At 51.5% G+C, this 25,529-nt stretch carries 14 protein-coding genes and 2 pseudogenes; 11 read left to right on the top strand and 5 right to left on the bottom strand.

Going from position 1 to position 25,529, the window contains the following annotated elements; translation table 11 throughout:
* Positions 1-372: 372 nt before the first annotated feature.
* The 5 genes from HOK28_16170 (at position 373) to HOK28_16190 (ending at position 5,240) form a co-directional block, all read left to right on the top strand.
* Positions 373-627: a DUF3624 family protein gene (locus HOK28_16170; protein MBT6434636.1), complete on the top strand. Its 255-nt coding sequence runs from the start codon at positions 373-375 to the stop codon at positions 625-627.
* A gap of 85 nt (positions 628-712) precedes the next feature.
* Positions 713-1,564: an enoyl-CoA hydratase/isomerase family protein gene (locus HOK28_16175; protein ID MBT6434637.1), complete on the top strand. Its 852-nt coding sequence runs from the start codon at positions 713-715 to the stop codon at positions 1,562-1,564.
* Between the two features lie 110 nt (positions 1,565-1,674).
* Positions 1,675-2,382, top strand: coding sequence for an ABC transporter ATP-binding protein (locus HOK28_16180; protein MBT6434638.1), 708 nt, complete (start codon positions 1,675-1,677; stop codon positions 2,380-2,382).
* A gap of 12 nt (positions 2,383-2,394) precedes the next feature.
* Positions 2,395-3,822 carry an ABC transporter permease subunit gene (locus tag HOK28_16185; protein ID MBT6434639.1) on the top strand — a complete coding sequence of 476 codons (1,428 nt, stop codon included), beginning with the start codon at positions 2,395-2,397 and terminating at the stop codon, positions 3,820-3,822.
* On the top strand, positions 3,819-5,240 hold the full coding sequence (locus HOK28_16190; protein MBT6434640.1) for an ABC transporter permease subunit: 1,422 nt from the start codon (positions 3,819-3,821) through the stop codon (positions 5,238-5,240). The genes HOK28_16185 and HOK28_16190 overlap by 4 nt, the downstream gene beginning before the upstream one ends.
* Positions 5,241-5,244: 4 nt before the next feature.
* On the opposite strand, the gene HOK28_16195 is transcribed toward HOK28_16190, so the two are convergent.
* Complete coding sequence (locus tag HOK28_16195) at positions 5,245-5,877, bottom strand: FKBP-type peptidyl-prolyl cis-trans isomerase (protein MBT6434641.1); 633 nt, start codon at positions 5,875-5,877, stop codon at positions 5,245-5,247.
* A 283-nt stretch (positions 5,878-6,160) separates the two neighbouring features.
* Between HOK28_16195 and HOK28_16200 the strand changes: the two genes are divergently transcribed.
* Positions 6,161-7,930 carry a PEGA domain-containing protein gene (locus HOK28_16200; GenBank protein ID MBT6434642.1) on the top strand — a complete coding sequence of 590 codons (1,770 nt, stop codon included), beginning with the start codon at positions 6,161-6,163 and terminating at the stop codon, positions 7,928-7,930.
* Positions 7,930-17,982, top strand: coding sequence for a hypothetical protein (locus HOK28_16205; protein MBT6434643.1), 10,053 nt, complete (start codon positions 7,930-7,932; stop codon positions 17,980-17,982). The genes HOK28_16200 and HOK28_16205 overlap by 1 nt, the downstream gene beginning before the upstream one ends.
* A gap of 22 nt (positions 17,983-18,004) precedes the next feature.
* On the opposite strand, the gene HOK28_16210 is transcribed toward HOK28_16205, so the two are convergent.
* The gene (locus HOK28_16210; GenBank protein MBT6434644.1) at positions 18,005-18,418 is read right to left on the bottom strand and encodes a hypothetical protein; all 414 of its coding nucleotides are present in this window, start codon (positions 18,416-18,418) and stop codon (positions 18,005-18,007) included.
* A 253-nt stretch (positions 18,419-18,671) separates the two neighbouring features.
* Between HOK28_16210 and HOK28_16215 the strand changes: the two genes are divergently transcribed.
* From HOK28_16215 to HOK28_16225, 3 genes are all read left to right on the top strand, one after another.
* The gene (locus HOK28_16215) at positions 18,672-19,778 is read left to right on the top strand and encodes a DUF2804 domain-containing protein (protein ID MBT6434645.1); all 1,107 of its coding nucleotides are present in this window, start codon (positions 18,672-18,674) and stop codon (positions 19,776-19,778) included.
* Between the two features lie 123 nt (positions 19,779-19,901).
* Positions 19,902-20,639 carry a hypothetical protein gene (locus HOK28_16220; GenBank protein ID MBT6434646.1) on the top strand — a complete coding sequence of 246 codons (738 nt, stop codon included), beginning with the start codon at positions 19,902-19,904 and terminating at the stop codon, positions 20,637-20,639.
* Positions 20,640-20,760: 121 nt separating this feature from the next.
* Entirely contained in the window at positions 20,761-21,330 is a 570-nt protein-coding gene (locus HOK28_16225; GenBank protein ID MBT6434647.1) for a hypothetical protein, read from the top strand.
* 21 nt (positions 21,331-21,351) lie between these two features.
* On the opposite strand, the gene HOK28_16230 is transcribed toward HOK28_16225, so the two are convergent.
* From HOK28_16230 to HOK28_16240, 3 genes and pseudogenes are all read right to left on the bottom strand, one after another.
* Positions 21,352-23,106: a hypothetical protein gene (locus HOK28_16230; protein MBT6434648.1), complete on the bottom strand. Its 1,755-nt coding sequence runs from the start codon at positions 23,104-23,106 to the stop codon at positions 21,352-21,354.
* 600 nt (positions 23,107-23,706) lie between these two features.
* Positions 23,707-24,159, bottom strand: a pseudogene (locus HOK28_16235) (hypothetical protein).
* A 156-nt stretch (positions 24,160-24,315) separates the two neighbouring features.
* Positions 24,316-24,465 (bottom strand): annotated as a pseudogene (locus HOK28_16240) (hypothetical protein).
* Positions 24,466-24,968: 503 nt separating this feature from the next.
* On the opposite strand from HOK28_16240, the gene HOK28_16245 reads away from it, so the two are divergent.
* Positions 24,969-25,529, top strand: a 561-nt coding sequence (locus HOK28_16245; protein ID MBT6434649.1) for a hypothetical protein, incomplete at its 3' end; no start/stop codon positions are given.

Consider the following 25,529-nt stretch of genomic DNA (forward strand, 5'->3'; position numbering starts at 1 on the left):
TATGTAGATTCAGCGTTTGTTGCCTCAAATACTGCTTTGTTTGGGCAAATTCAGCAGTATTCAGACAGGTAAGACGCGTACCCTGACCCATACGCTAATACATAAGAACACATCCATCAATCAAAAAAGGCGTCTAATAACAGATACTTAGTGTGCTCAAAGGTGCGCATATGTGTGCATCTGAGAATTATTATGTATGTTGGTTTATAATTCGAACCTTCTTAGGTGCTCAGGCAATTTTTCCGAAATATGCACAGCCCTGACACGTTTACTTCCTTTGTGACCCGAGCATTATTCCCCGCGTACTATCGAAGTGAAGTAACGCCCTCAAAGAGTTGACCTACACCGTGACCACGCGGGATGGTGCCCAAGATGTCATGTAAAAGCTGCAATAAGAATTTGATAAGAGCCAAGCTCGGAAGGTGTCAATCGTGCATGGTCACGACCTTGGTCTGCTCCATTCTCGGCTGGACTGGGCACCTGCTCACCGCCGACACGGCCACACTTTCAACAGCCATCATCGCTCTTCGACTCTTCACCACCACCTTCACGGGTCTATTCATGCTCCATGCTATTTTTGCTCTGTATTATAGGATTACTGGCAATATCCCTGACGACAATCATTGAGAGCCCACGCGGAGCCTCTTGCAGAGCTTATTCAACCCGGATATGACTCTGCGCGTTAACGACTTTGTTCAAAAGGGAGCCGACCATGCCCGAAGCCAAAACCAACTCTTCCGCTCAACGTTACATCCTGCGTTCCACACTCAATGGAGTAACGACACTTACTATGAACCGCCCCAAACGACTGAATGGGTGGAGCATGGATATGATGGATGAGCTCAAGGCGGCTTTTAAAGAAGCAGCAGCAGATGACAACACGAAAGCACTCGTGCTCACGGGGACAGATCCCTACTACTGCGCTGGTGTGAACTTGGGCGGCTCCATGAAGCTGGGCCACCCTCAAGCCCTCCACGACAGTATCGTTGAACATAATCAGGCGCTGTTTGAAGCGTTCTTAGATTTCCCAAAACCCTTCCTCGTCGCAGCCAACGGTCCTGCTATTGGAGCTGCTGTTACCTCGGCAACTTTGGCCGACGGAATCATCGCCTCCAACAAAGCTACGTTCTCAACGCCTTTCGCGGCGCTCGGTGTAAGCCCCGAAGGCTGCTCAAGCGTCCACTTTGAAACACTGATGGGTGCTCGTAACGCGGACCGAATGCTTGGCGAAGACGGCTGGAAACCAACCGCTGCCGAGGCTAAAGCTGCCGGCTTGGTGCAGTATACAGCTGACCATGAAAATCTCATGAGCGAAGCCCAGCGCATCGCTGAAGAATGGATAGCGAACGGCGCCACTAGAAAATTCAGAGGCCCAGGTGAATTAGACGCACTCAAGACGGTAAACGCCAAGGAATCGATCGGCGTCGCCGATTCATTTCTAAGCGCGCCCTTCATGCAGGCTCAGTTTAAGTTCTTGTGGAGTAAGAATAAGCGGGGACCCGCAGTGATGTTTTTCACGATGTGGGCCTCCCGCCCGCTCTGGTCCCAACTGCTTAGTAAGTAGACCAGGCTGCACGCTCGTCCGGGAACCTTGACGACTAGATTAACCTACGATTGACGACACGTCTTTGCCTGGTGTAATGCCAGAGACGGTCCCCAACGAAAGAGTCTTCTATGTTTCTTCAGGCAACCAGCCTCGTTAAAAATTACGGCGACCACCCTGCTCTCCGCGGGCTCGATCTAGCCGTCGACAAAGGTGAAGTCTTTTGCCTTCTCGGAGCAAACGGGGCCGGTAAAACGACCACGATACAGCTTTTTCTAGGATTCATTGAACCCACTTCTGGCAGTGCAAAAATCAAAGGCCTTGAAGTCTCACAGTATCCCTTAGAGACTAAGAAGTTTTTGGCTTATATTCCTGAAAACGTCATGCTCTACAAAAACTTGAGCGGCATCGAAAACCTTGAATATTTCACAACACTCGCCGGCGCCTCCGACACAAACGAGGAATACCTTCGGGCTACTCTCAAACGAGCAGGGCTACCAACAGACTTCGTGGACCGCCCCGTAGGCACCTATTCCAAGGGGATGCGCCAAAAGGTTGGTATCGCCATGGCCATTGCCCGTAAAGCCGAATTGCTTCTGCTCGACGAACCTACCTCAGGGCTCGACCCCAAAGCCTCGAATGAATTCTCCGAGCTGGTTTGTTCATTACGAGACGACGGCGTCGCAGTACTCATGGCCACTCACGATTTATTTCGTTCACGAGAGATAGCCACCCGTATTGGCATTATGAAACAAGGCGAACTCGTTTCACAATTTGCGGCACAGGATGTATCTCATAATGACCTCGAGCGTATTTACCTTGAGCACATGCATGACTAGGAGACGAGCCTGATGTCTTTGGTTCGCTGGGTTGCCCACAAAGAAATTAAAGAAATCATTCGCGACGGACGGCTTCGCCTTCTAGGAGGTCTTGTCATTATTTTGGCCATGGCTGCCTTAGCGTTTGGTGCCCAACAAACGATTAAAGCGCAGGAAGCACGCGAGCATGCGCGGGAACGAGCGGCGAAGCAATGGGAAGACCAAGGGGATAAAAACCCTCACGTCGCGGCGCATTATGGTACGCACGTCTTCGCGCCCACCAGCGTCGTCACCGCTATGGATCCCGGGGTTTCTGCTTACCTCGGGCGTTCAGTCAAAATCGAAGCGCATAAACGAAACCTCGCAGCACACTCAGCGGCACAAGACAGCGCAAGCCTTCAGCGCATGGGCAATTTCTCTGTTGCTACCGTACTTCTGCAACTTGTTCCTTTGCTGATCATTGCACTGGGTCACGGGCTTTGGAGTCGCGAGCGTGAGAGTGGAACACTTCGGCAGCTCCTCAGCACGGGTGTAAATCGCAAGACTTTATTCTGGGGCAAATCCATTGCCTTAGGCACGGTCATTTCCGCATTACTCATTCCCGCGGGAGCTATCCTAGTGGGGTGTTTATGGATGCTTGGAGCCGGAGATGGGTCTACCGTGTTACGGTTAGGTCTCCTTGCCCTAGGCTACGGAACCTATTTCTCAATTTTCGGAGGCCTCACACTTTATGCCTCAGCCGCTGCGCCTTCCTCACGAGCCGCCTTGGTGGCCATGATTGGCATCTGGGGGTTGTTTTGCCTTGTCATGCCGAGAGCTGCTACCGAATTTGCTGGCGCGGTCCAGCCATTACCAAGCCAAGCCGAGCTTGCTCGCAACGTTTCCGAAAGCCTTGAAAAAGGGGTTGATGGAAAGATGGAACGTGAGACCGCCATCGAAGCCATCATTTCCGACTTGATGGCAGAACAAAAACTTTCCAACACCGGTATGCTGGTGATGGGTTCTCAAATCAGTGGGCTTGAGCTTCAAGCCGAAGCGCGCTGGGAAGACATGATCTACGACCATCACATGGAATCCTTGGATGATAATATTAACGCCCAAGAACAAGCTGTAGGGCTGGCCGGAATGCTCTCTCCATTTGTTGCTATGAGAACGCTCTCTGCAGGGCTGGCGGGCACCGACTTCGCCCACCACCGTCACTTTACGGACCATGCCGAAACCTGGCGAAAAAAGTTGGTTGCACAGCTAAACAAAGACTTCGCCGAGAATGCAGGCGATGAAGGCTGGGAATATCGAGCAGGACCAGACCTTTGGAAAAAAGTTCCGCCTTTTACCTACGAGACGCCATCGATGCTCTTTGCTCTTCGCACCCATGCAACAAGCGTCTTCATTTTGCTAGCATGGCTTACCGGTGCCCTCGTTCTGGCACTTCGCTCCGCACAGCGTGTGAGGGTCGTATGAATACCTGGAAAACAGTTCTGAATTTGGAATGGAAAATCTTGAAACGAGACCGTTCCGCCTTAGCCGTATTACTTATCTTTGCGGCATTCCTCACGCTTGCAGCACTGGCCGGTGGCCATCATGCAAGTAACCTAGCTACCGGACTGGAGCGTTCAGAGGCCGAGGAAACAACCCGGCTAAAGAATCATCAAGAAGAACTTGCACGCTTGGCAGCGAGCAATAAACGGCTTAGCTCCAAAGATCCCCGCAACACGGTCTGGATGGGACAAGAAGGCGCGGCACGCCTTGCGCTTCTGCCTCCCTCTCCGCTGGCCCCCATCGCACTCGGGCAACGTGACCTCCACCCTCAAGCTGTTCGCGTAACCAGTGGCATGAACCTTATTCGGGAACGTGAAACAGAAACACCGATGGCCGGTCCTACCCGCCTCCAAACCGGCGCTTTCGACCCTGCATTTCTCTTTGTCGTTCTCTTCCCGCTCGTGGTGATCGCACTCTCCTACGAGTTATTAAGCGGCGAGCGAGAACGCGGCACGTTAGCCATGCTTTTGTCACAGCCTGTCTCTCAAAGTGCATTAATTCTCGGCAAGGCCTCGGCTCGGCTCATTGCACTATGTGGCATTACCCTTCTCTTTGCATTGATAGGCCTTATCGTTGGAGGCGCTGAACTAACGGGCGTTGACGCAGGGCTTCACATTCTCTTCTACGCAGGACTCTTGGTCTCTTGGGCTGCTTTTTGGTTTGCAGCAGCGATTGCAGTGAATTCTAGAGGCGGCGGTTCAGCGAAAAATGCGCTGGTTCTCGTTGGCCTCTGGTTGATTCTCGTGGTGGTTGTTCCGGGCCTCATCAATGTCGGCGTCAATAGTTTTTATCCGCCACCATCTCGAATTGAATTACTCCACGAAGCCCGCGAAGCGGCTCAGGATGTAGAGAAAGAGCTAAATACCATCGAAGGTCGCCACGACGTTGACCCAAAGGCTGGCGAAGCTGCAAAGAAAGTCATCAGTGTTCAGGAAGAGCTCGCAAAACGGTCTGAACCCGTTCTTAAAGAACTCAATGAAGAGCTTCGTGCGCGTCAGGAAATCCTTGATGCTTTGCGGTTTTTATCGCCAGCTATTCTCATTCAGATGTCACTGGAAGATATTGCCGGGGCTGGCTCAGTACGCCACGACCGGTTCGAATCGCAGGCAGACCAATTTCATAAGGAATTTCGAGATTTCTTCACAACTCGGATTCAAGCAGACAGCAACCTCGAACTCAAAGATCTCAAGGTTCTACCCAAATTCATTTATGAGGAAGAACCCGTAGCCGATTTGGCATCCCGGGTACTCAGCAGCATATTGGCATTGCTTATGGTCTCGGCGCTTCTCGTCATCGCAGCTCGGCCGGGCCTTAATAAGATAGGCCGGCTCGCACGCTAAAGACCTAGTCGATGGACAAAAGCTCGACGTCGAACACGAGCATTCCAGATGGTGCTCCTGGGCGACCTTTATAGGCGAGTTCTTCAGGTATCCAGAAACGTCGTTCTTCTCCAACGGTCATAAGCTGCACACCTTCAGTCCAACCTGGGATAACCCGATTGACCGGAAACTTTGCCGGCTGTCCCCGAGCGACACTGCTATCAAAAGCTTTACCGTTAGTAAGCCAGCCGGTGTAATGCACTGTGACTACGCTTTCAGCAGTGGGTTTCGCTTTCCCGTCTCCAGCCTTGATGACCTTCGTCACTAATCCTGAAGCCGTCTTTTGGCTGTCTGCTGGTGGTGCGGCAACGTCGGCGGGCGCTGAGGGCATCGGCGCCTGCTTGGGTACACCAACGATTTTAGTAGCACCAATCTCATCCATAACCTGCTGGTACGATGAAACACCGCCACCCACTCGGTGACAATGATTACGGTGGCAGTTTACATAACCTGGAGGTGGGTTTCTCGGATCAAAAACCACTTCAACGGATTGGCCGCCTGAACTCTGCGCTTCTGCAGCCTTAGCCGCCACCGGGCTTTGTTCCGCTGACTTCGTTGCGTCCTGCTTCGAGTTGCAACCATAAGCAACTGTTAACATTACTAAAAAAGCAATAGAAGTTACGATTCTTTTCAACACCTTACACTCCTGTACGTTCCGGTTCGGAAGTTCTGTGTTGGAATAACATGCGTTTTCACCGTTCTCAACCAAGTGGAACATCAAACGAATCGGGTTGGTTTGAAAACCGTTTGAAAAATTCTTAAAATCCGCGTTCAAACGGCCGGTTGTAAGTTTGAGTGATCCAATAATTAGCCCTGTACAGAGCGCTGCCGGGACTGTTAATGCCCTATATCTTGTTAGATGTTTGATAAGCGGGGGCGCTATGAATATTGTATTTTCCTTATGTTTAGCCGTGATCACGGCTTCTCCCATGATGACTGTGGAAAGCGCGAAGAGCATTCCAGGCGGGACTGCGGGAACCACAGCGCACCTTACTCAGAAGACCGCCCCTGTATCGTTCACGGTCACCGGCCCCACGTACATCATCGCTAAAATACGCGCCTCAAAAGAGACACCAAAATCCAAACCACAACGCGTGGTCATTCTGCGCGACAACCAATTCCAGTCAGCTTATTCACTGGCGATGGTTGGCCGCCGGGTAGCGCCCAAGGGCTTCAGCTACGGCGGTGAGATAGGTCTAGAAATTCCAGCTGGCTCCCACACCTACTCCATACAGTCAGAGGGTGTTAGCGTGGCGGTCATTCTATCGACAGCCAAGAAGTTGCCCCGTCGCCTTGTAAACAAAGTCCAAGAGAAAGACCTCGGTATCGCCCAACCCGCTAGCAGCGTTCCGGTAGCCAAGCCTACGCCGCCCGCTCCTAAAGCCGCCACGGCCCCAACTCCTCCAACTCCTTTATTGAGCAAGAAAGCAGAACCTACCGAGCAGAAAAGAATTCTCATTATGGATGTGGCCGCGGTGGGTATAGACCCATCACTGGCAAAGCAGGTCACCACAGCCATCGCTGAAACCATGTCGGGCCGAGCTGGAATTGAAGCCGTCACCACAGATGAACTCACCAACATCGCCGACACAGAAGCCATCAAACAAAGCACGGGCTGTGACGCCGATACGGCCTGCATGGCCGAGATCTCTTCCTGGGCCAATACAGAACTCGTCGTAAACGGCACAATCGGACAGGTTGGCGATGCGGTTACTCTTACGCTTACCCTTGTCGATAGCAAAAAGGCTTCCGTCGAGAACCGAGTAAGCCGAGCTGTCATTGTGGAAGCAGACGACATCCTCGCCGTTACCAAGCAACTTGTTGAAGAACTCTTTGGTTGGGAAGGCGCTGGCAATAAAATCACTTACCGAATCGCTGAAGGCAAAGCCGTTAGCTTTGCAGTATTTGACCTAAGCACCGCTGGTCTCTCTGAAGATGCTGCACGCAACCTCACGCAAGTTCTATCGGTGGAACTGAAACGCATTCAGGGCGCGAGCGTGATCGGAAAAGAAGACATCGCGGCCATGCTTAATCTAGAAGGCCAAAAACAAGTGTTGGGCTGTGAAAGCGACACCTCCTGCTTAGCCGAAATTGGTGGTGCACTGGGCGTTGATAAACTCGTTGTTGGCCAAGTGGGCAAGCTTGCCGACAATTTCATCATCTCTCTGCGTTTAATATCTCCCACAACAGCAAAGGTAGACAATCGTATCAGCGAAAATTTTGTCGGGACTGAAGCCACACTCATCCCCGCCATTCGGACCGCCGGACGCAAGCTGTTGGGTATCGAATCGAAAGAGCCTGGAAGCCTTGGTGTGAGTTCCTCCGAACCTGCTGCTGCGGTATTCTTAGACGGCAAGGACCAAGGCATCCTACCCATGCCGCCCATTACCGACCTAGAGCCAGGGCGTTACAACCTAAGAGTTCTCAAAGAGGGTTACTTTGCTTGGAACGGTGATGTTTACGTCAACCCAATGGACAACACGGCGATGTGGATAGAACTGAAAGCCAAACCAGAGAAGTGGTACAAGCAATGGTGGGTATGGACGAGCGTTGGTGCCGTCGCCGCCGGTGTAGCCACCACGCTGGCTATCACCATGAAGGCTACCCCTACTGTGGGCTCAGGATCTGCAACCATCAAAGCGGGTCAGTGATGATGAATCGATTTCAAAATGACGGAGATGAATCTATGCATTCTTGCATCTTCAAATACACTATTCTGATACTCACCCTTGCGTCAGTCGTTTTTCTAAGTGGCTGTGAAGCACAAAATGCGGGCAGTTCATTCGCCATTCAGTTCACCTTCCCGGATGACCAGTGGCCCGAGGGAACTCTGTGGCTCTCCGGACGCGTTGAGGAGCGAACAGACATTCAAGAAAGCGGCGCAGTCCTATCTGTTGCCTCGCCAGTTTTACTGGAGCCTGGCGCGACACTCGCGTTCTCCTCCATCGAATTTGGCCGTAACCGCGTCGTTGTAGCAGAAATCAGGTCCACGGAATCGAGCAGTGGTCGTACGTTATACTACGGTGTTTCAGACCAATTCGATTTCAATGCTGGTGACAGCATTGTGGTCGAAGTCCCATTTGGGTTGAATGCAACTCCTGACGCAGAAACCACCAATACCACCGGCGACCCGACCGGAACACCTTCAAACAATTCAGCCTCATCGATGACTATTGGAGACAACAACGAAGTTAATCCCGAGGCAGTGGGTACGACCGACGTGATGCTTTACGTGACCACCACGAAGGCGAGCAAATTGATTGTCTCAAACGACCCAGCTTTTTCTACTAACAATACATCTCAAATTGATTTTGAAAGCGACGAGCCAAGCTCTGAAGCTCAGACCACTCGTTCTTACCAGTTACCTTGGAGCCTCCAAGGTTGCGCCAGCGCCAACAGCGTCTGCTCCCAAACCGTCTATGTGATGTTCGAGGATAGCTTCGGCTATTCCTCCGCAGCTATTTCAGACAGCGTCCTGCTCGACACGGAGGCGCCAAAAGTGATTCCGTCCGGCACCGAAGTTGATCCGAGTTCCATCAAAGCAAACGTCCGGGGCCTGTTTCGATTATCGGTCGATGAACCACTGACGGGCCTAACAAAGAGCGACGACTCAACAAACGACACCAGCAGCCTAGAGTTTATCGTTAGGCGTGATGGCGTGCTTATCGAAGAGCCTCTTTTCCAACTTATAGATGTATCCAACGGAGAAGACGGCGGTATCTGGGAGACCATCACACCCGGCGGACAGGGCTCCCTTACCAGCGGCGACTATGTCATTCACGCCAACCTCGTCGATAAAGTTGGCAATATTCTATCAACCGAGGCCATTGGCGAGCCTCTGGCGGAGTTCAGTGTTGATGCCCAAGATCCTGAGATAAGCAGCCCAAGCCTTCTCGTCAACGGAAGCGAAGATAAGAGAAATGTTAAACTTGGCGACACCATCGAGCTGAGCTTCACCGCTTCGGAAACAATCGTTGGTGAGCCCGAAGTCTATATTGGTACAGTCCCGATGATACAGGAACCCACCGAAGACCTCTCCTATCTTTATCGGTATACGCCGGAGTTTGGTGCAGAAGACTCGGGCACCGATACTCTCGTTGATGGTATTTATATTGTATCAGTTCGACTCGTCGATGAGGCTAGCAACGTTGGTATTACAAACCTAACCGACAACGCGCTCACGTTCGACGTTGTGCCGCCCAACGTTATCGAGAGCAGCGCCTACCCACCGGCAGCCAACCAAGCCTCATCTCTCACCTACCAAGTGTTTCTAACCGAAGCCGTTAGCAGCATCACGCTTACCGCCACCCATGCCTCAGCTGGCGAAAACGCTGTCATCGAGTTCAACACACCGACCAGCACGGGCAATGTCTACACATTTGAGCCACAGCAAGCACTGAGCACTGAACTTGAAGGTGTGTACTACCCGACACTCATGCTTGAGGATTTGGCAGGAAACACCAATACATTTGTTTATGACCCAAGTATCGACTCAAACAGCCTTGCCTCCTTCACTCTTGATAGCACCAACCCAACTGTCTCAAATTGGTCACTGACTTCCACCAACGAAGCCGTGAATACCCGATGCGGCGTCGACGAAACAGGTACCCGTGTTGGGGCGGCACAAGGTGATGAAATTTCACTTTCCTTCGAAGCGACCGACACTGTGCAGGGCGGCATTGCGGAAGTTGTCGTAAAACTAGGTAACGAAACCATCAACTGCAATGCCTCTGGCAGCGTTTACACATGCGATGCAACCATCACAAGCGAGACCTTCCCCGACGGACTGAGTGATTTTAATATCGTGGTTTCAGACACCGCAGGCAACGTAGTCTCGCAAGACTATGGAAGCGTATGTGTCGACACCACCGCGGCTAATATTGTTACGAGCAACGTCTACCCCGAAAAGGCAAATAGAGAATCAGAGTTACGCTACCAGGTTTTCCTGACCGAAGAAGTTTTAGACGTCACATTAACCGCCGCACATGAATCTGATGGGTCATCACTTCTCTTTTTAGTCGAAGAACAAACATCCAGCAGTGTCCACACTTTTATTCTCAACAGCGAAGATGAAAGCGCAGGCAATCTAACCCCTCTTCAATTGGCTACTGAAGGCGTTTATCACCCCAGCCTTACCATCATCGATCTCGCTGGCAATAGTGTCGTCCATGCCTTCAACCCAGATAGCCTCGACAACACTCTTGTTCCGATTGAACTAGACAGCACTGCGCCCGTGATTTCGGATGTAGCTGTCGAGACCACAAATTCAGGTTTGGGATCCACATGTGGCGAAGACCTCTCAGGGTTGAGAGTCGGTGCTGCCTCAGGAGACCAAGTAACTCTTACATTTACCGGTACAGATCTCGAAAGCGGCGGAATCGCTGAGAGCCCAGTGGTCACCCTCGGAAACCAAATCATCGGTTGTACTCTATTAGGTCACGACTATACCTGCCCGAGCACTCTAACAAGTGACTTTTTATCCGATGGTTTAAACACCTTTGAGATAATCCTGACCGACAGCGCGGGTAATATTGCCTCAGACACGTCGGCATCTGTTTGCGTAGATACGACATCTCCTGCTCTAACCGCTGCTACGGTTTACCCTGAATATGCCAACCAAACCTCGACCATCACATACCAAGTATTCGTTACTGAACCGGCAGCGGAGATTAGCCTTTCAGCCAATCATGAATTGAGTGGCGATTCACTTATTTTTCCGACCCCGACACAAACGGGTAACGTATACACTTTCACACTCGACGGAACCGAGGCAGCCGGCGAAGCCAGTCTGCTCTTCAACGCTCTCGAAGGCACGTATCAACCCAGCCTCACCATGACAGATCAGGCGGGAAACCAAACGGTACTCGTCTATGACTCCAATGGTTCAGAGAATACCTTGGTGTCTTTTCAACTTGATAGTACGAGACCAATCATCAGCAACCTTGAGCTGAATTCAAACAACGACCCTGGGGATGTAAGTGACTGCGGCAGCACTAACTCCGCAACAGCCGCAGTTGCAGCCGACGGTGATACCGTTACGCTTGAATTCGACGCCACTGATACGGATAGCAGTGGAATCTTCGACACACCCAAAGTGACCATCGGAGACCAGTCGATGGAGTGCTCTGCAAACGGCGACCGGTACACATGTTCGTTAACAGTGAGCGCCGAAAAGTTTACAGATGGCTCGAAAACCTTCGACATCACCGTCACCGATGCCGCCGGCAACTCTGTATTTCAGGAGTTCGGCACAGTCTGCATCGATACGACGAGCCCTATTGTGATTAGTAGTTCGTCATCCCCTTCCCCTGCACCCCTGGGAAGGACCGTTTATTACACGCTGCGTTTGGCCGAGACCAACCTGGGTATCCCCACCCTAACGACCTCACCATTGTTGGACCTGGGTCAACCAAGCCAGGACAGCAATCTCTTCACCTGGACCTATCAAACTCCGACTACGGATTCAGGACTAACCGACGAACAACTTCGCGACCTCGAACAGTCTTATACCGTGACCGCGTCGCTTTCGGATCTATCAGGTAACACGGCCACCGTGACCACGAGCGCCATTGAGCTGGACACCAAGATGCCAGCCTTCAGTAACATTCAGGTAGAAAGCAATAACACGCTTCGACCCGGCCCAATTACCAGCGAGGAGGAACAAGCCGTCCTTGCCAAAAATGGAGACCTCGTCACCGTAACTTTCGACGCAACAGATACAGACAGCTCCGGTGTTGCTGAAGTCACCGCTTCGCTCGCAGGCATTTCGATGACACTGGTCAGCTCAAACGACGACACTTTTGTGTTTAGTCATACGGTATCGAACGGTGAATTACCTGACGGAGAAGCACTGCTTCAGTTTACAGCCACCGACGTCGCCGGTAACCGAAAGTACTGGACCAATAATAACTGGGTCATGATTGACTCTACCTTGCCAACCGCTCAGACGAGTGTTCAACCGGCACCGGCCAAGATAGGCAGCAACATCGTATACCAAGCTGTGTTTAGTGAAGCAGTTACGGGCACAACTATCACCGCCACACACAGCAATGGCATCGACACACTTGAACTGATTCAAGACGTAGCCGCATCATCTGGAAACCTATACGTTTGGAAGCACACCGTAGAAACAAGCACCGCCCTGCCGGACGGCTCCACATCTGGTTCTATAGAGGGAACCTACAGTGTGCTGCTCCAAGCTACCGACCAAGCCGGTAATGCCAGCAGCACAATCGTAGGTGAGTCTATTCAGATTGATAGCAGCTACCCTTCTGCAGAACTCGTGGGTGATATTACGACGACCCAAGTGGCCGGCGCCTCAATCACTGCTCCCGACAAAGTAACCATCAACGGACAACCGTATGACCATGTTATCTATCAACATTCAATCACGGCAATCATTGAATTAAGCGACCAGACTGCCGACACCTTACCCAAGCCCGAGGTCACCATTGGCGGCGTCCCAATCGTCTCCTTAGTGCTCGACGGGAATAATAGATGGGAGGCGACATATGATGTAACCGCTGACCTTGGAGATGGCCTAGCCGATATACAGGCTACTGTTCGCGACTTAGCCGGAAACGAAAAAGTTTACACCATTGCTACCGTGTTCGTCGACCAGACGGCTCCTTCCCTGGCTTTCCTAACGACAAGCCCCGAGATAGTCAGAAATGGAGGGACGGCCACCGTCATTCTTAACTTTGATGAGTTGGTCCGAGAAAACATCAATCTATTCTATCAAAGCGACGACGGAACAACAGATTTGCTGAACGGCTCGACCGAGTCATGCGAAATAAATTCTTCTACATCGGCAACTGCGCTGGGTGCGACCAACCTAGCCGATTTAGTTCTAGGAAGTTCCTTTGTTTGTACCATTACCACCCCATTCGTTGACGGTACCCCTGACAGCCTTTACGCCTCCAGCTACGCGCTCGAAGTCTATGCTGAGGATTTCGCGGGTAACGCACGAACTTTCTCTACAACTGAGGTTGACGTGGCGCTTCGCTTTGACCAAACCGCTGCTCAGCTTGAAATAAGTGAACTCAGTACCGGCAGAATGACAAGCCATACAAACGAGTTCGAAAGATTCAAAACAGTCAATCGAGGAGACCGTGACGCGGTTTCTGGTGTAGCATCCGAAGTCACGTTTAAGATTAACTCTACAGAGCCGCTTAATACGCTCTCAGCGTTTATCGGGGACTACGAGCTAAGCCAAGCCGACTGCGGTAACACAGAAACTTCACCAGACGGTGGAACCATCATCACCTGTACATATACGCTCACCGGGCTAGAAGAAGACGGTTATCAGCGCCTCAAAGTCAACGCCACAGATCCGGCAGGTAACATCACCACAATCACCGGCGATATAGACAACCCGGAAAGCTGTGTACTCTTTGACTTCACACCACCAACAATATCTTACAGCAGTGTGTCACCCGAGCTTATCCCAGGAAACGGTACCGGGATGCTGACGGCGATATTCTCGGAACCGATACAAGACCTAGCCTACGAACTCCAGATCAAAACCGGAGAGGAGTGGGCAGCGTCCACTGAAGCGTCCATCACGACCAACCTAACCCCAACAGATGACGGCTTGATGGCTCGATATAGAATCATCGTAGGCGGCGGCACCCTGGCGAATCGGCGACACCAAGCACAGGCCACAGGCCATGACTTAAGCGGAAACGAATTTAGCCAAACCATTAATGACATCTTCACCATTGATCAAGTTGCGCCCGACCTCTGCGCACATACCGACACATGCTCACCCAAGTACCAAGTTGGCACATGGGAAGACGACGCGATCACACGTTACTTTGTAAATTTGAACGATAAGCAAACTGGAGCTTCGATTGCCGTTGTCTTCGGGGTCACCGAATCGCTTGGTTCTAATCCAACCGTCACCATAGGCTCACGCCCATTCGGCAGTAACTGCGAAATCGTCCCCAACCCGAGCACTGTAGTCTACCGTTGCCTTTACCAGATGAGTGGAAACGAAACTTCCGGTCACAAAGAAATCGTTGTTAAGGCGGTAGACGATGCCGGCAATACAACCTACAGATCCCTCGGAGATTTCCTTTTCGACTTCGACAGTCCCACTTTCATCGCTCCCATCATATCATACGAGCCGCCAACCAATGCTCCCGTTAGCCGAGTCACGGCCTTATCGAATGGCTCAAAGGCCAACCTTACGTTTAGCACGGACCAGTTGACGAGGCTCTCGAACATCCAGCTAACTTGTGGTGCCAACACCTACTCATTGGGAGAGAGTACAGAAGACGGTAACTCGTTTCAGTATGAGGTCGCCTTCAATCATTTAGCTCCAAGCCCTGCAGATGGAGTCTGCCAAGCCCAAGCATCACTCAGCGACCTCATGTGGATTAAACCACCAGCGAACGGCGACGGCCCGGACTACATGATGAGTCTCCCCGCCGATGCGGCTGCATATACCCTCACTCAAATTGGGAATACTGGTGAATCGTTGTCGGAAGAGATTCTCATAGACAATACCGCCCCAACACTTAGTACGATTATTAGCACCTCAAACCTTAAGCACCTACGCATGCCGAATGGCGCATTGCAGGCGAGTCTGAGAGATGGTGATGGCTATGTGAGTTCGCAATACATCGTGGATAGTAGCTTAGATGACCTTTCCGCCGCTCCTGCGAGCACGCTACCCATTGCCTACTTTGATATGGGGGAAGGCAATGGCACCGGCCCGGCTGATGGCACAGCTTCATGTTCCGAGAATGATGACTGCGGCGGAACGTCGATGTGTAACTATCAAAGCGGCCTATGCATCACCGCACGACTCTTGCGATTTTATAACCAGGACTCAACGGGTACTGGTGCCAATCAAGGCACACTCCTAGGCAGTATCGACTTCCTGGCCTACGACGACAGCGGATCAGTATCTTCAGTGAATCTGTCGACAGACAGTCCGGAGGTTTGGGTTGAAGCTGTTGATACCGCGGGGAATATCTCGAGCCGTCAAGCCCTAACGACCGAGTGGGTCGTTTCGCTTAGTGGGCGCACGAGCCTTAATGGCTCAGTACACCCAGCAACGGGCCAGCAGGTGTCAGCAGGCTTAGCATCTCGGGCACAGGGCTACGCAGACGACATCGACGAAAGCCACGGCCTTGGCACAGTAGGTGATGACACCCTTCAAACCGCGGGGTATCAAACGTGGCAAGACCTAACGCTTAGACCCGGGACCGAGCTCCCGAGTAACCTCATGGCACCGGGCCTGGTTTACGACCAAGGGCGTCACAAGGTGATTTTGTTTTCAGGTGAAAACTCAAATCTCCAGGATAATCAGTTCTGGGAATACGACGTCGATACGAAGAGGTGGTCCAGTCAGCAGAGCCCTCTAGCTCCCACTGGGCGATCCGGTGCCATGCTTGTTTACGATAGTATTCGAGAAGTCTTGGTCTTTTTTGGAGGAACTACAAACTCGAATGTGAATGACGTAGAAGCCTTCTACGCGGACACTTGGGAGTACACCCTCTCTAAGTCGACCTGGACCAAGATTATACCTACAACGGCACCCTCCGCACGGGCATTGAGCTTCGCAGAATTTGATGAGTCCTCGGGCAGAGTCATTCTCTTTGGCGGCGTTACGACAAAAGAGGACCAGAGCGACAACATCTCGCTCAATGACACCTGGGCATACGACACATCGACGCAAGACTGGACACAGCTAACGACCGACACCGCTCCTTCGCCTCGCCATGCGGGTACCATGCGCATCAATCCTAGTACGAAAAAAATGTTTCTTTTTGGAGGTGAGACAAAGGCCGGCGACGGTACTACAACTATCACCTTCCAAGATGACTTGTGGATTTTTGACCCCCAAACCACAAACCGGGAAGAAGTTTCTCAAACAAATACTCCCGGGGCGGTCGGCAGTTTCGGTATGGTTTATAACTCTGAGCGCGAACGGTTGGTTCTATTTGGTGGTCGCACAGGTTTTGGATCGATGACCGCCACGGGCCCAAGCTCGATTGTGAGGGATCAGCAATGGGAGTTCAATCCAGCGTCTAATACTTGGCAACAGGTCGCAGCCGAGGGCAGTCCCACTGGTAAATGTTCATTCGGGATGGTCTACGTTCCCTCCTCCAAAGAAATTATCACTTATGGTGGTCAGTCTCTAGCTACGGTACTTGGTGAAACCACCGACTATAAAGCAGCCACGAATCGCTGGGTCCAACGGGCCACGACCGCCAATGTTCCACCATCCGATAGACGTGGAAACGCGATGGTTGAAATAACCAACACCAATGATTTGTTTCTCTTCGGCGGCTACACTTGGGATATTCCTCTTGTAGACGGCGTGCCAGATCCGGATTCACCTGAACTTGTCATGCTTAATGAAACATGGACATTCGCTGGGGAAAACCTGCGATGGACAGAGGTTGATTTGCCTTCGGGAGGCCCCGGCCCAATTGCAGATCATCAAATGGTCTACACACAAAGGGCCGACCCTCTCGACAATCGCGTTATCCTTTTCGGTGGACGTACCACTGTACCTCCAGAGGCAGGCTCAGAAAATGGCGGGCCTTTTGGTCAAGGCTACCAGGGAAGCACCTGGGCTTATAACCCAGCTGAAATCGCGTCCGAAAGATGGAAAGAAGTACTGGAGGATGGTCAAGGCCCAACGGCTAGAATAGGTCATGCTATGGCCTATTCAACCGCACAAAACAAGGTGGTCCTCTATGGTGGCCAAATCGGCGACCGTTACCTAGCTGACGATTACCCCAACGACACATGGTTTTACGATGTAGCTGAAGCGCAATGGACCGACATAACCGGCAGTGTCGGTGCACCTCCAAGCGCAAGGTCGTTTGCCAAAATGGTTTATATGCCTGACCTTGATAAATTCCTCCTCGTCGGCGGTGTATATGTCGATCCTTCCGGTGGCGACGGACCTCCTGGCGGGGGTGGAGATGGTGAGGGAGAATCAGCGAGCTACTCAGTCAATGCTGAGACCTGGACTTTTGACCTTCAAACGCAAACATGGACCCAGCTGACGCCGGCCAACAGCCCCACTGCGGTGTTTGCTCAATACATGGCCTATAATCCCAAAAGAGGACGTGTCTTAATGTATGGTGGAAACATTGAAGAAAACGAAGTCATCAATCAAACTTGGGAATATGACCCTATTGGAAACGATTGGGAGCGGGTTAAGCCCCTTAAATCGGGAGGCCCACGTGGCAACGGTGCTATGGCATGGGATTCACACAACAATACGATGAATGTCTTTGGCGGCGCACAGTTCGAAGCATCATTTGACGATCACTGGGTCCTGGTTCCCGGAGAAGCCACACATACTTTAGCCGTTTCCACGGAGCAGATTCTCTTACCCGACGACACAGCCATTCAGGGCATTAAGGCTATATGGCGCGCAGGCGCTACCTCTACCGGCTGGTTGCCAGCTTCAGAAACGACAAACGGCGCAAGTTTGTTCGCCTGGGATACCACGCTTGGTTGGCGACTCGTGGCCACGAACTCAGAACCCTCCACGATCCCGGGCTATGTGCAATGGTCATCTAATGACGCCAACGATGTACGGCGACTTTCGGCAGAGACCAACACCACCCTTAACTTTATGGTCCGGCCCACGTCTGGCAAAGAGTCAAAGGAAAGTTACCTTGTTAGTGATTACGCAGAAATCCGGGTTACCTATACACCGGGCCAAGATTAGCCTTTATTTAAATAACGGTTCCTCAAAGTTCCCGGACAACGCACAGACCTTCTTCGCAAAGAATTTGCGTCAAACCAAACGAAGGATGGCAATCATAATCGCATTGAGGTCCACTGAACCCATCACAATTTAGAGCCTCTTCATAGGCTGTCTCAAATTGACTATTCACTCCTTCGCAACCGCCCTCGCAGTTAGTACAGTCAATATAGACCGCACGGCAATCCGCCGCCTCAGCACACATTCGATGGGAGTCATCGACGACAAGGTTGCTTGATACTGCTATCGCCGATGCGTCACTCTCCTCAGAGCTTGACCCTTGGGCATTTTCAGTTCCTGAATCTTGCGAGTTGGTTTCAGCCGCACACCCGAACCATGAACCTGCCGTCCCCAAGACACATAAAAGCACCACAGCATTCCTAAACAATGGACAATTCACACTTTACCTCCGCCTATTTCCGTTTGGGCTATGAATCAAGAAAAGCAAACTGTATGCCAATCGCGAAGCAGTTCATGCCTATGAAATCAAACACTTTTATGCGGCTCAAAGCGAACATGCAGCCACAGGTATGTATACAAAGGTGGACAGAACGAAAACAAACGTTGAAGAAAGTGACATACGAAAATTAGGATGCTTGAGTGGCGAGACGCAAACACACTATTCTTAGATTACACTTTGATGAGGAATCAAGATGACGCCCACAATGCTTCGGCTTTCCGCCCTTCTTATTGGTATGGTCCTTTGTTCGTGTGGGCGTGTTGGTGGACTAACCCCTCCTCCCGGCTCTGTGCCGCTTGTGCTTGCCGATGAATCTCCGAACTTTGGTGTTTGGACGGGTCAAATAGGTGCAACCGACCCACGCGATTATGACCAAGGTATATTTCTCAACGCGATTCAGGGCATTCGTGAGAAGAGCTGGCAATACATTGGTATCTATACCGAGAAAACTATTATCGGTCTCGCGATTGTTGATGTTGGATATATAGGAACGATGTTCGCATACGTATACGACTGTGACACGCAGGAACTTTGGCAAACAGAAGTAGAACCGCCACTGGCGGCCGGGATTCGCGTAGACCGGAACGTCGACCTTGGCTACTCCACGTTTGAGAGCGGCGACCAGCAATTAAGAATCGTAAATGACATCTACGCGGGGTATCGTCATGTCTATCTCGAGCTTGAGAAAGACGGAAAACCCTTTAAGTTGTCGGTGCGTATTCAAGACGACTTTGAAGAGGTCGTACCACTCCAGGTTGTACGACCCACTCCCTCCGAAACCTTCAGTTTCACCCATAAAGCGGCCGGCCTCCCTGTGTCGGGCATGGCTCAGGTGGGCGACCGAAAGTTTACCTTCAATCCATCAACTGACTTTGCGGCAGTCGACTATACGTTTGGATTCCCCGCGTACCACACGATTTGGAACTGGGCCTCTATGGCTGGCAAAGCCTCCGACGGTACAATGGTAGGTCTCAACCTCGTAGATCCCATCCATGACAATACCATCAACGAGAACGGTTTATGGATTAACGGAGAACTTATTCAGCTTGGCAATGCCCGTTTCGTATTCGACAAAAACGACCCGATGAAACCATGGACGATAAAAACCGATAAGGGTCACGTTGATCTTGTTTTCACTCCACTCGGCAAACGAGCGAAGGAAATAGACCTGGGCCTTTTATTATCCACCTTCCAGCAACCATTTGGACACTTCTCCGGCACAGTTAAAGACGCAAACGGTAAAGCCTACACGATTCACAAGATGCCCGGAGTTGTTGAGGACCACGAAGCCCGGTGGTAGCGCCTCACATAACTCCTGATACCTGCGGCGGCGCCTCATCCTGGTAAATATAATGTTCCTCTTAAGGCAATTTATGGGGTTGCTTCTGGCGCACCGGGTACCCTTCGTAGAGATGGGGTTATCATGGTTATTCGACTGTTTTTATTCATCTTCGCTTTTGGGCTAAGCGCAACTTCAAACGCCCACAAACCTTTTTTCAGTGACGGCCAATTCAGTGGTCCAGAAAGCGCTTACCAAATCGAAGATATTGATGTGTCTATCGTTCTCTACCACGAAGTCACATGCGACTCGCAAGCCGTCTGGCTACGTTTTGATAATAAGGCCGGCGACCTCCTCTACCATCAAGTAGGCGTCCCTTATCTCGAACGCATGTCCGATTATCGACCCGTCCTTGCAGTGGTGGCTCCAGGGCTAGAAATGGAAGACGTCCCATTCGAAGTTCCAGAAGGTATGGGAGCAAAAATTCTCGAAACGAGCTGGGTCCAGGAACCAGAGGAATTCCTTGAACCATTTACGAGCACCCGTTCGTGGATCCTCAACGACAATTTGCTAGAGCTACCTGCCGAGGGCGAAGGCTACGTCGTAGCGTGGCACCCAGAAGGCTTAACAGGCAAGCTTTGGGTTGCTGTTGGCACAGTGGAAGACTTCACCCCCGACGACATTGCGAGAGTTACCGGACTTGGCCGAAGACTCCAGGACTTCCATGAGCAACGCAATCACTCGCCTCGCCCCGAAATGATGATCTGTGACTCACCCCTGTCGGCTCAAGGGGGCTGCGCCGCATCACCACCCTCATGGCCGTTCCTGTGCTTGTTCCTTTGGTGCATTGCGCGGCGGAAGACTGGGCATAAGCGGACCTGACATCGTTAAGCTATCGGATTGTGGCCGAAAACCTTTCTCACGTCACGTAAGAGCTAGACAGCGCATAACGACACCGTTAGCATTTTAATTAAATGTTCCCCGCGCACATAAGGATCTCACGATGACACGTTCTCAGTTTCGACACCAAGGGCTACATGCCTCCCTTGCTTTAGCCGCATGCTTTACACTCACACTGATTTCATGCGCCGATAAGGAAGACGTCGGCACCAGTACAACAGGCAATGACTCAACCAGCTCAGCCGTCGAAGCCACTGATGCATGCTTTACTGCATGTATAGAACGAGGTGGAGACGAGGCCACGTGTGCCGAGGCCTGCGCGCGCATCGGCGGTGATTCCTGTTATGAGGGCTGCATCGAACGAGGCGGAGACGAAACAGACTGCCGTGAAGTATGCAGCGGAGACTCAGCGGATTCCTGCTACGACGGTTGTATAGCGAGAGGCGGAGATGATGTGACCTGCCGAGAAGCCTGTGCCGAGCGAGGCGAGCGTGACTGTTTTACAGGTTGTGTCGAGGCCAGCGGAAGTGAGGAAGACTGCCGGGCAAGATGCGCCGAGGCCGATAGTGAAACAGCGCCTTCGGGAACTGAGAACCGCTGCGAAGAAGGTGATACCGTTGACCGAGGTGACGAAACCTATATCTGTGTTGATGGTGAATGGGTTTTAGCCTAGCGTTTCATTCGTTCGGGGCAGCTACTTCCCAGAACGATACTCTCGAACATTCCCGTAACGCGACCGTAGACCGGCCATGCCGCCCAGCGCAGCTCTAAGAGCACCCTCGCCGGCCCAAGAGCCTCGCGCCAGACCATGCACATCGCTTATAGATAGCGTCGCGTCATCCAACGACCCACCAGGCCCTTTGGGAATACGAACATCACAGTACTCCTTGCCGCAGCGCTCTACCCAGCGGTAACGATTACCCCCAACAACAAGCTTGACCTCTACCTTGTTCGGAAGGCCATGCTTTGAACCGGGCAAAAGCCGAAGCACGTTCCCAATTCTTGTAATCGATATTTGTTGATAGCCAAGAGCCTTCTGCGTGCAATCGGTTTCCTCAGTTGACCAAGGGTAGACGCGTTCTTGAGCGAGACTCATTAACGCATCATTTGACTCAGGCGCAAAGCATGCGAGCGCATTCATCCAATCAGCGAGGTCAACACCTTCGTATCCAATGTCGGCGACATTTGGGTCCCGCATCCAATCGCCCAATAGGGCCATCACGCCAGATTCTCCAATCTCGAGAGTGTCATGTGGCTCCTCCAGGCTCTCACTGTCGAAGCTATCCCAGAGAAGCGCCGCGACTAAGTATTCGCTAACGTCACCATCCAGCGCCTGCGCCTCGGTCCCGTAGTACTCCTCAACGTCCTCATTTGCTGTTTCGATGTTCTTGTATTTATGACTGTCATCGTAGTTGTCGATGTAAGTAGGCTCTTGCTTCACCATGGAGCTAAAAAATGTGGCGAAACCCTCACCGTAGGCTAAAGTCGGTTCGGTTTTATCACCATTGTGACTACCGCCCGGCGACGAATCCCTGCTAAATCTATCGCTAAAGTAGTGCCCGAATTCATGAAGAATAATGTCATCGTCATACTCGTCCGGGTCAGATGCCTGCCCGCCAAGCGAGATAACGTTCCCGGAATAACAAGAACCGCAATCAAATTGCCTAAGAGGCTGCCACCGATAAACGAGCTGAGGAGCCAGTTCGTCGGTGTGGCGACGAATGAGGTCAAAGGCTCGCATGGCTGAGTGGAGAATATTAAATGCACCACCGGCTGCGGTGCCTGAGCTAGCAATCAAGTCAACGTTAATAGTCGACATGCTATCGGGTATAAAATCTTCGCCTCTAACGCTGTACACGACCCTCTCGGCGCTTCTATCACGAACAACCACTGCTCGGCTGGCCGCTGGACTAACCGCAAGGGCTCTTAAATAATGTGCTCCTGCTGGTCTCTCTAAATCTATTGAGTAGAATCCTAAAGAATCCACAACCCCCGAAGCGATGACCGTATCGTCCGTGGTTCGGACCAGCTCAATCGCGAGGTGCGATGCCGCAACAATCTCAACTTCACCAGTAAAGCCGCCCGGTCCGTATGGCATATCCTCATAGGAGACAGTTCCTCTTATATTAAGCTTCACACACAGATCACCAAAGCCATCACCATCCTCGTCAAGCTGTGCTGGATTGGGAGTACTCGGACAGTTGTCTTCATCATCGCTCCATTGGTCGCCATCTCGGTCAAATGCATCGTTACATGCATCCCCCACACCATCGCCATCGGTATCAACTTGGTCCGAGTTCATGACCTGAGGGCAGTTATCGGCCAGATTTAAATTATCATCACCATCGATGTCGTCGTCACAAACATCCCCGACCCCATCATTATCTAAGTCAGCTTGAGGGCCCGGCAAAAAACGGACGGCATCTTCTAGCAACACCAAGCTCGTCATATTCCGGTCCGCCCCAACTACACCCGCTAGACCACCCGGGCCTTCGATGCCTTGCGACACTTTGTCATCGTCCTCATGCACAACACATCGCTCACATAAAACATCAATGGCCCCCGTAGCTTCATGTAACACCACTGAGAACGATACTTTCCCGTAGTCTCCCACTCCGTGATAATGCTCTTGCTGACTGAATTGGACGGTGAAGGTTTGCTCTCCGGCTTCACCTTGAGTTCCTGATCTTAAGGTACTCTCGTCTCCCGGGTTCAGATCGGTCCAGTAACCAGCAATGAAATTGTCGATACTGCCGGCAGTCGGAATAAGTTGAGCTCGATTGTGACCATTGCCCGGAGATTCTCCGAAAAAAAGCAATCCATTCGCGTTGACGTAAACCTCATCGTAGGTTGCACCAAAAAAACGGAACTCAAAGCCAAGTGGAATTGCATCCGAGGTTTCATCCTCGCCAGAAATCGGCAGGTCGGAGAGCTCAGAGTTCACGGTCTCGTAGATGAGCGGAACAACTTGATAGCCGGAATTCACCTCGTAAGGGCATGAATCCTCTGTGTTCACAAATCCATCACCGTCGGTATCCACAATATTTCGGCACGCATCACCGATTCCGTCGCCCACTGTATCAACTTGCTCAGGATTATTTGTTTCAGGGCAATTATCCTCAGTTGAACAAATCCCATCCGAGTCAGAGTCATTAAGTGGATCACCGAGACAATCGTCGCAAGCATCACCTATATCGTCATTATCCTCATCTTCTTGAAACGGGTTTGGGGTATCGAGGCAGTTATCTTGCAGCCTTCCCCCACAGTCTAGGCAGTCGGTTCCAAAATCACACGGAGAGCCTTCAGAGCCCGGGCCACCATCATCACAAACACCGTCATCGGACCAGTCGCATGACTCGCCACATAAGAAATCGACCACGTCATCCCAGTCCCTATCAAGGTCACAGAGATCGCCCTGCCCATCGCCATCAATGTCACTTTGGTCCGAATTTGAGATTTCACTACAATTGTCATCGCCAGAGCAATAACCGTCACCATCTATGTCGTTGTTGGGATCAAGTGCACAGTCGTCGCAGGCGTCACCAACTCCATCGCCGTCACGGTCTTCCTGGCCGGGGTTTGCGTAGTCGGGGCAATTATCTGCCGATAAGCACACACCGTCAAAATCCGAATCTGCATCGGCTTCGAATGGGCATGTATCGCAGCGGTCGCCTAGGCCATCGCCATCCGAATCGTCCTGAGCCGGATTGGGGTAATCTGGGCAGCTATCGATGGCATCGGGAATACCATCGTCGTCGCGATCGGTCTCTGCCGCGTTTCCAGAGCAACCAACCGCTGATAAAATCATAATAAAAATAAACCAGATTTTGGAATATCGGTTCAGACAACGAAACAATGTATCCACCACGTTGGTATCTCTCCCGTAACTATCACGCTACTAAGCACTGACCCCTCACTTGGATTTCGATTCAGAATTACAGTGAGAGATTGAAACTCAAGTTTAGGAAATCACAACCTGCTACCGAAACAAAGGAAGAAGCTGATGCCTTTTGACCCAACCAAAGTCGGCATAAGATTGTTTGTCCTCACGGTTGAATCACCCTGTAGGCGGCCATCCGCTCCAGCTATCCAACGAGACTTAAAGCTTACAATTACAGCAAGATAGAGAAGCCCCAGAAACTAGAAACAAGGCTAAGTTCTAAGTATGGCACGATTCGTTTAGAAGTCTTTACGATTATTAAAGCGCCCGTTCTGGTATTGGCAAACCAGCCTCTCTAGGATAACTCTTGGCTACTTAAGAGCCATTGGCCGAGGCCTTTCACATGGTTTGGCAATACCAACGGAGCAAGCGTGAACATTCGTAAAACTACCTACCTACCTCTGGCACTCATCTCCATCGCCTTCTTTCTCATGGGCGCCCAATGGGAAGTCATTACTGAAGAAGACGGTATCAAGGTCATGATGAAGGAGGTCAAAGGTCGCTCCCTTCCTGTCTTTAAAGGTGAGGGCAACGTTAACGAAAACCTCTACGAGATATTAGGTGTGCTTCGAGACATCAACAAAGGCAAAGAGTGGATGCACTCGTGTAAAGACTCTAAACTCATCAAGGCCATCGGCGACCGAAAATTCATCGTCTACAATGTGACGAATGCCCCTTGGCCGGTCAGCGACCGAGACGTCGTTGTTGAAAGTGAAGCCAGCTTTGATAAAGCAACCAAAACCGTAACCATCGATATGAAGTCAATCGAGCATCCGGATATGCCAAAAGTTAGCGGCCTTGTGCGTATGCCGCGACTCATCGGTAAATTCACCCTGCAAGCCGTTTCCGAAAAGGTGACCTTTGTGACCTATGAGATTGATGCTGATCCAGGCGGCATGCTTCCTCACTGGATTGTACGGATGGCAAGCCGA

The sequence above is a fragment of the Deltaproteobacteria bacterium genome (assembly GCA_018668695.1).
In the GTDB taxonomy this organism is placed as follows: domain Bacteria; phylum Myxococcota; class XYA12-FULL-58-9; order XYA12-FULL-58-9; family JABJBS01; genus JABJBS01.

Coding starts and splice junctions, on each gene's coding strand:
- HOK28_16170 (MBT6434636.1), top strand. CDS start 373: ATGTCATGTAAAAGCTGCAATAAGAATTTGATAAGAGCCAAGCTCGGA.
- HOK28_16175 (MBT6434637.1), top strand. CDS start 713: ATGCCCGAAGCCAAAACCAACTCTTCCGCTCAACGTTACATCCTGCGT.
- HOK28_16180 (MBT6434638.1), top strand. CDS start 1,675: ATGTTTCTTCAGGCAACCAGCCTCGTTAAAAATTACGGCGACCACCCT.
- HOK28_16185 (MBT6434639.1), top strand. CDS start 2,395: ATGTCTTTGGTTCGCTGGGTTGCCCACAAAGAAATTAAAGAAATCATT.
- HOK28_16190 (MBT6434640.1), top strand. CDS start 3,819: ATGAATACCTGGAAAACAGTTCTGAATTTGGAATGGAAAATCTTGAAA.
- HOK28_16195 (MBT6434641.1), bottom strand. CDS start 5,877: ATGTTAACAGTTGCTTATGGTTGCAACTCGAAGCAGGACGCAACGAAG.
- HOK28_16200 (MBT6434642.1), top strand. CDS start 6,161: ATGAATATTGTATTTTCCTTATGTTTAGCCGTGATCACGGCTTCTCCC.
- HOK28_16205 (MBT6434643.1), top strand. CDS start 7,930: ATGATGAATCGATTTCAAAATGACGGAGATGAATCTATGCATTCTTGC.
- HOK28_16215 (MBT6434645.1), top strand. CDS start 18,672: ATGACGCCCACAATGCTTCGGCTTTCCGCCCTTCTTATTGGTATGGTC.
- HOK28_16220 (MBT6434646.1), top strand. CDS start 19,902: ATGGTTATTCGACTGTTTTTATTCATCTTCGCTTTTGGGCTAAGCGCA.
- HOK28_16225 (MBT6434647.1), top strand. CDS start 20,761: ATGACACGTTCTCAGTTTCGACACCAAGGGCTACATGCCTCCCTTGCT.
- HOK28_16230 (MBT6434648.1), bottom strand. CDS start 23,106: ATGACGAGCTTGGTGTTGCTAGAAGATGCCGTCCGTTTTTTGCCGGGC.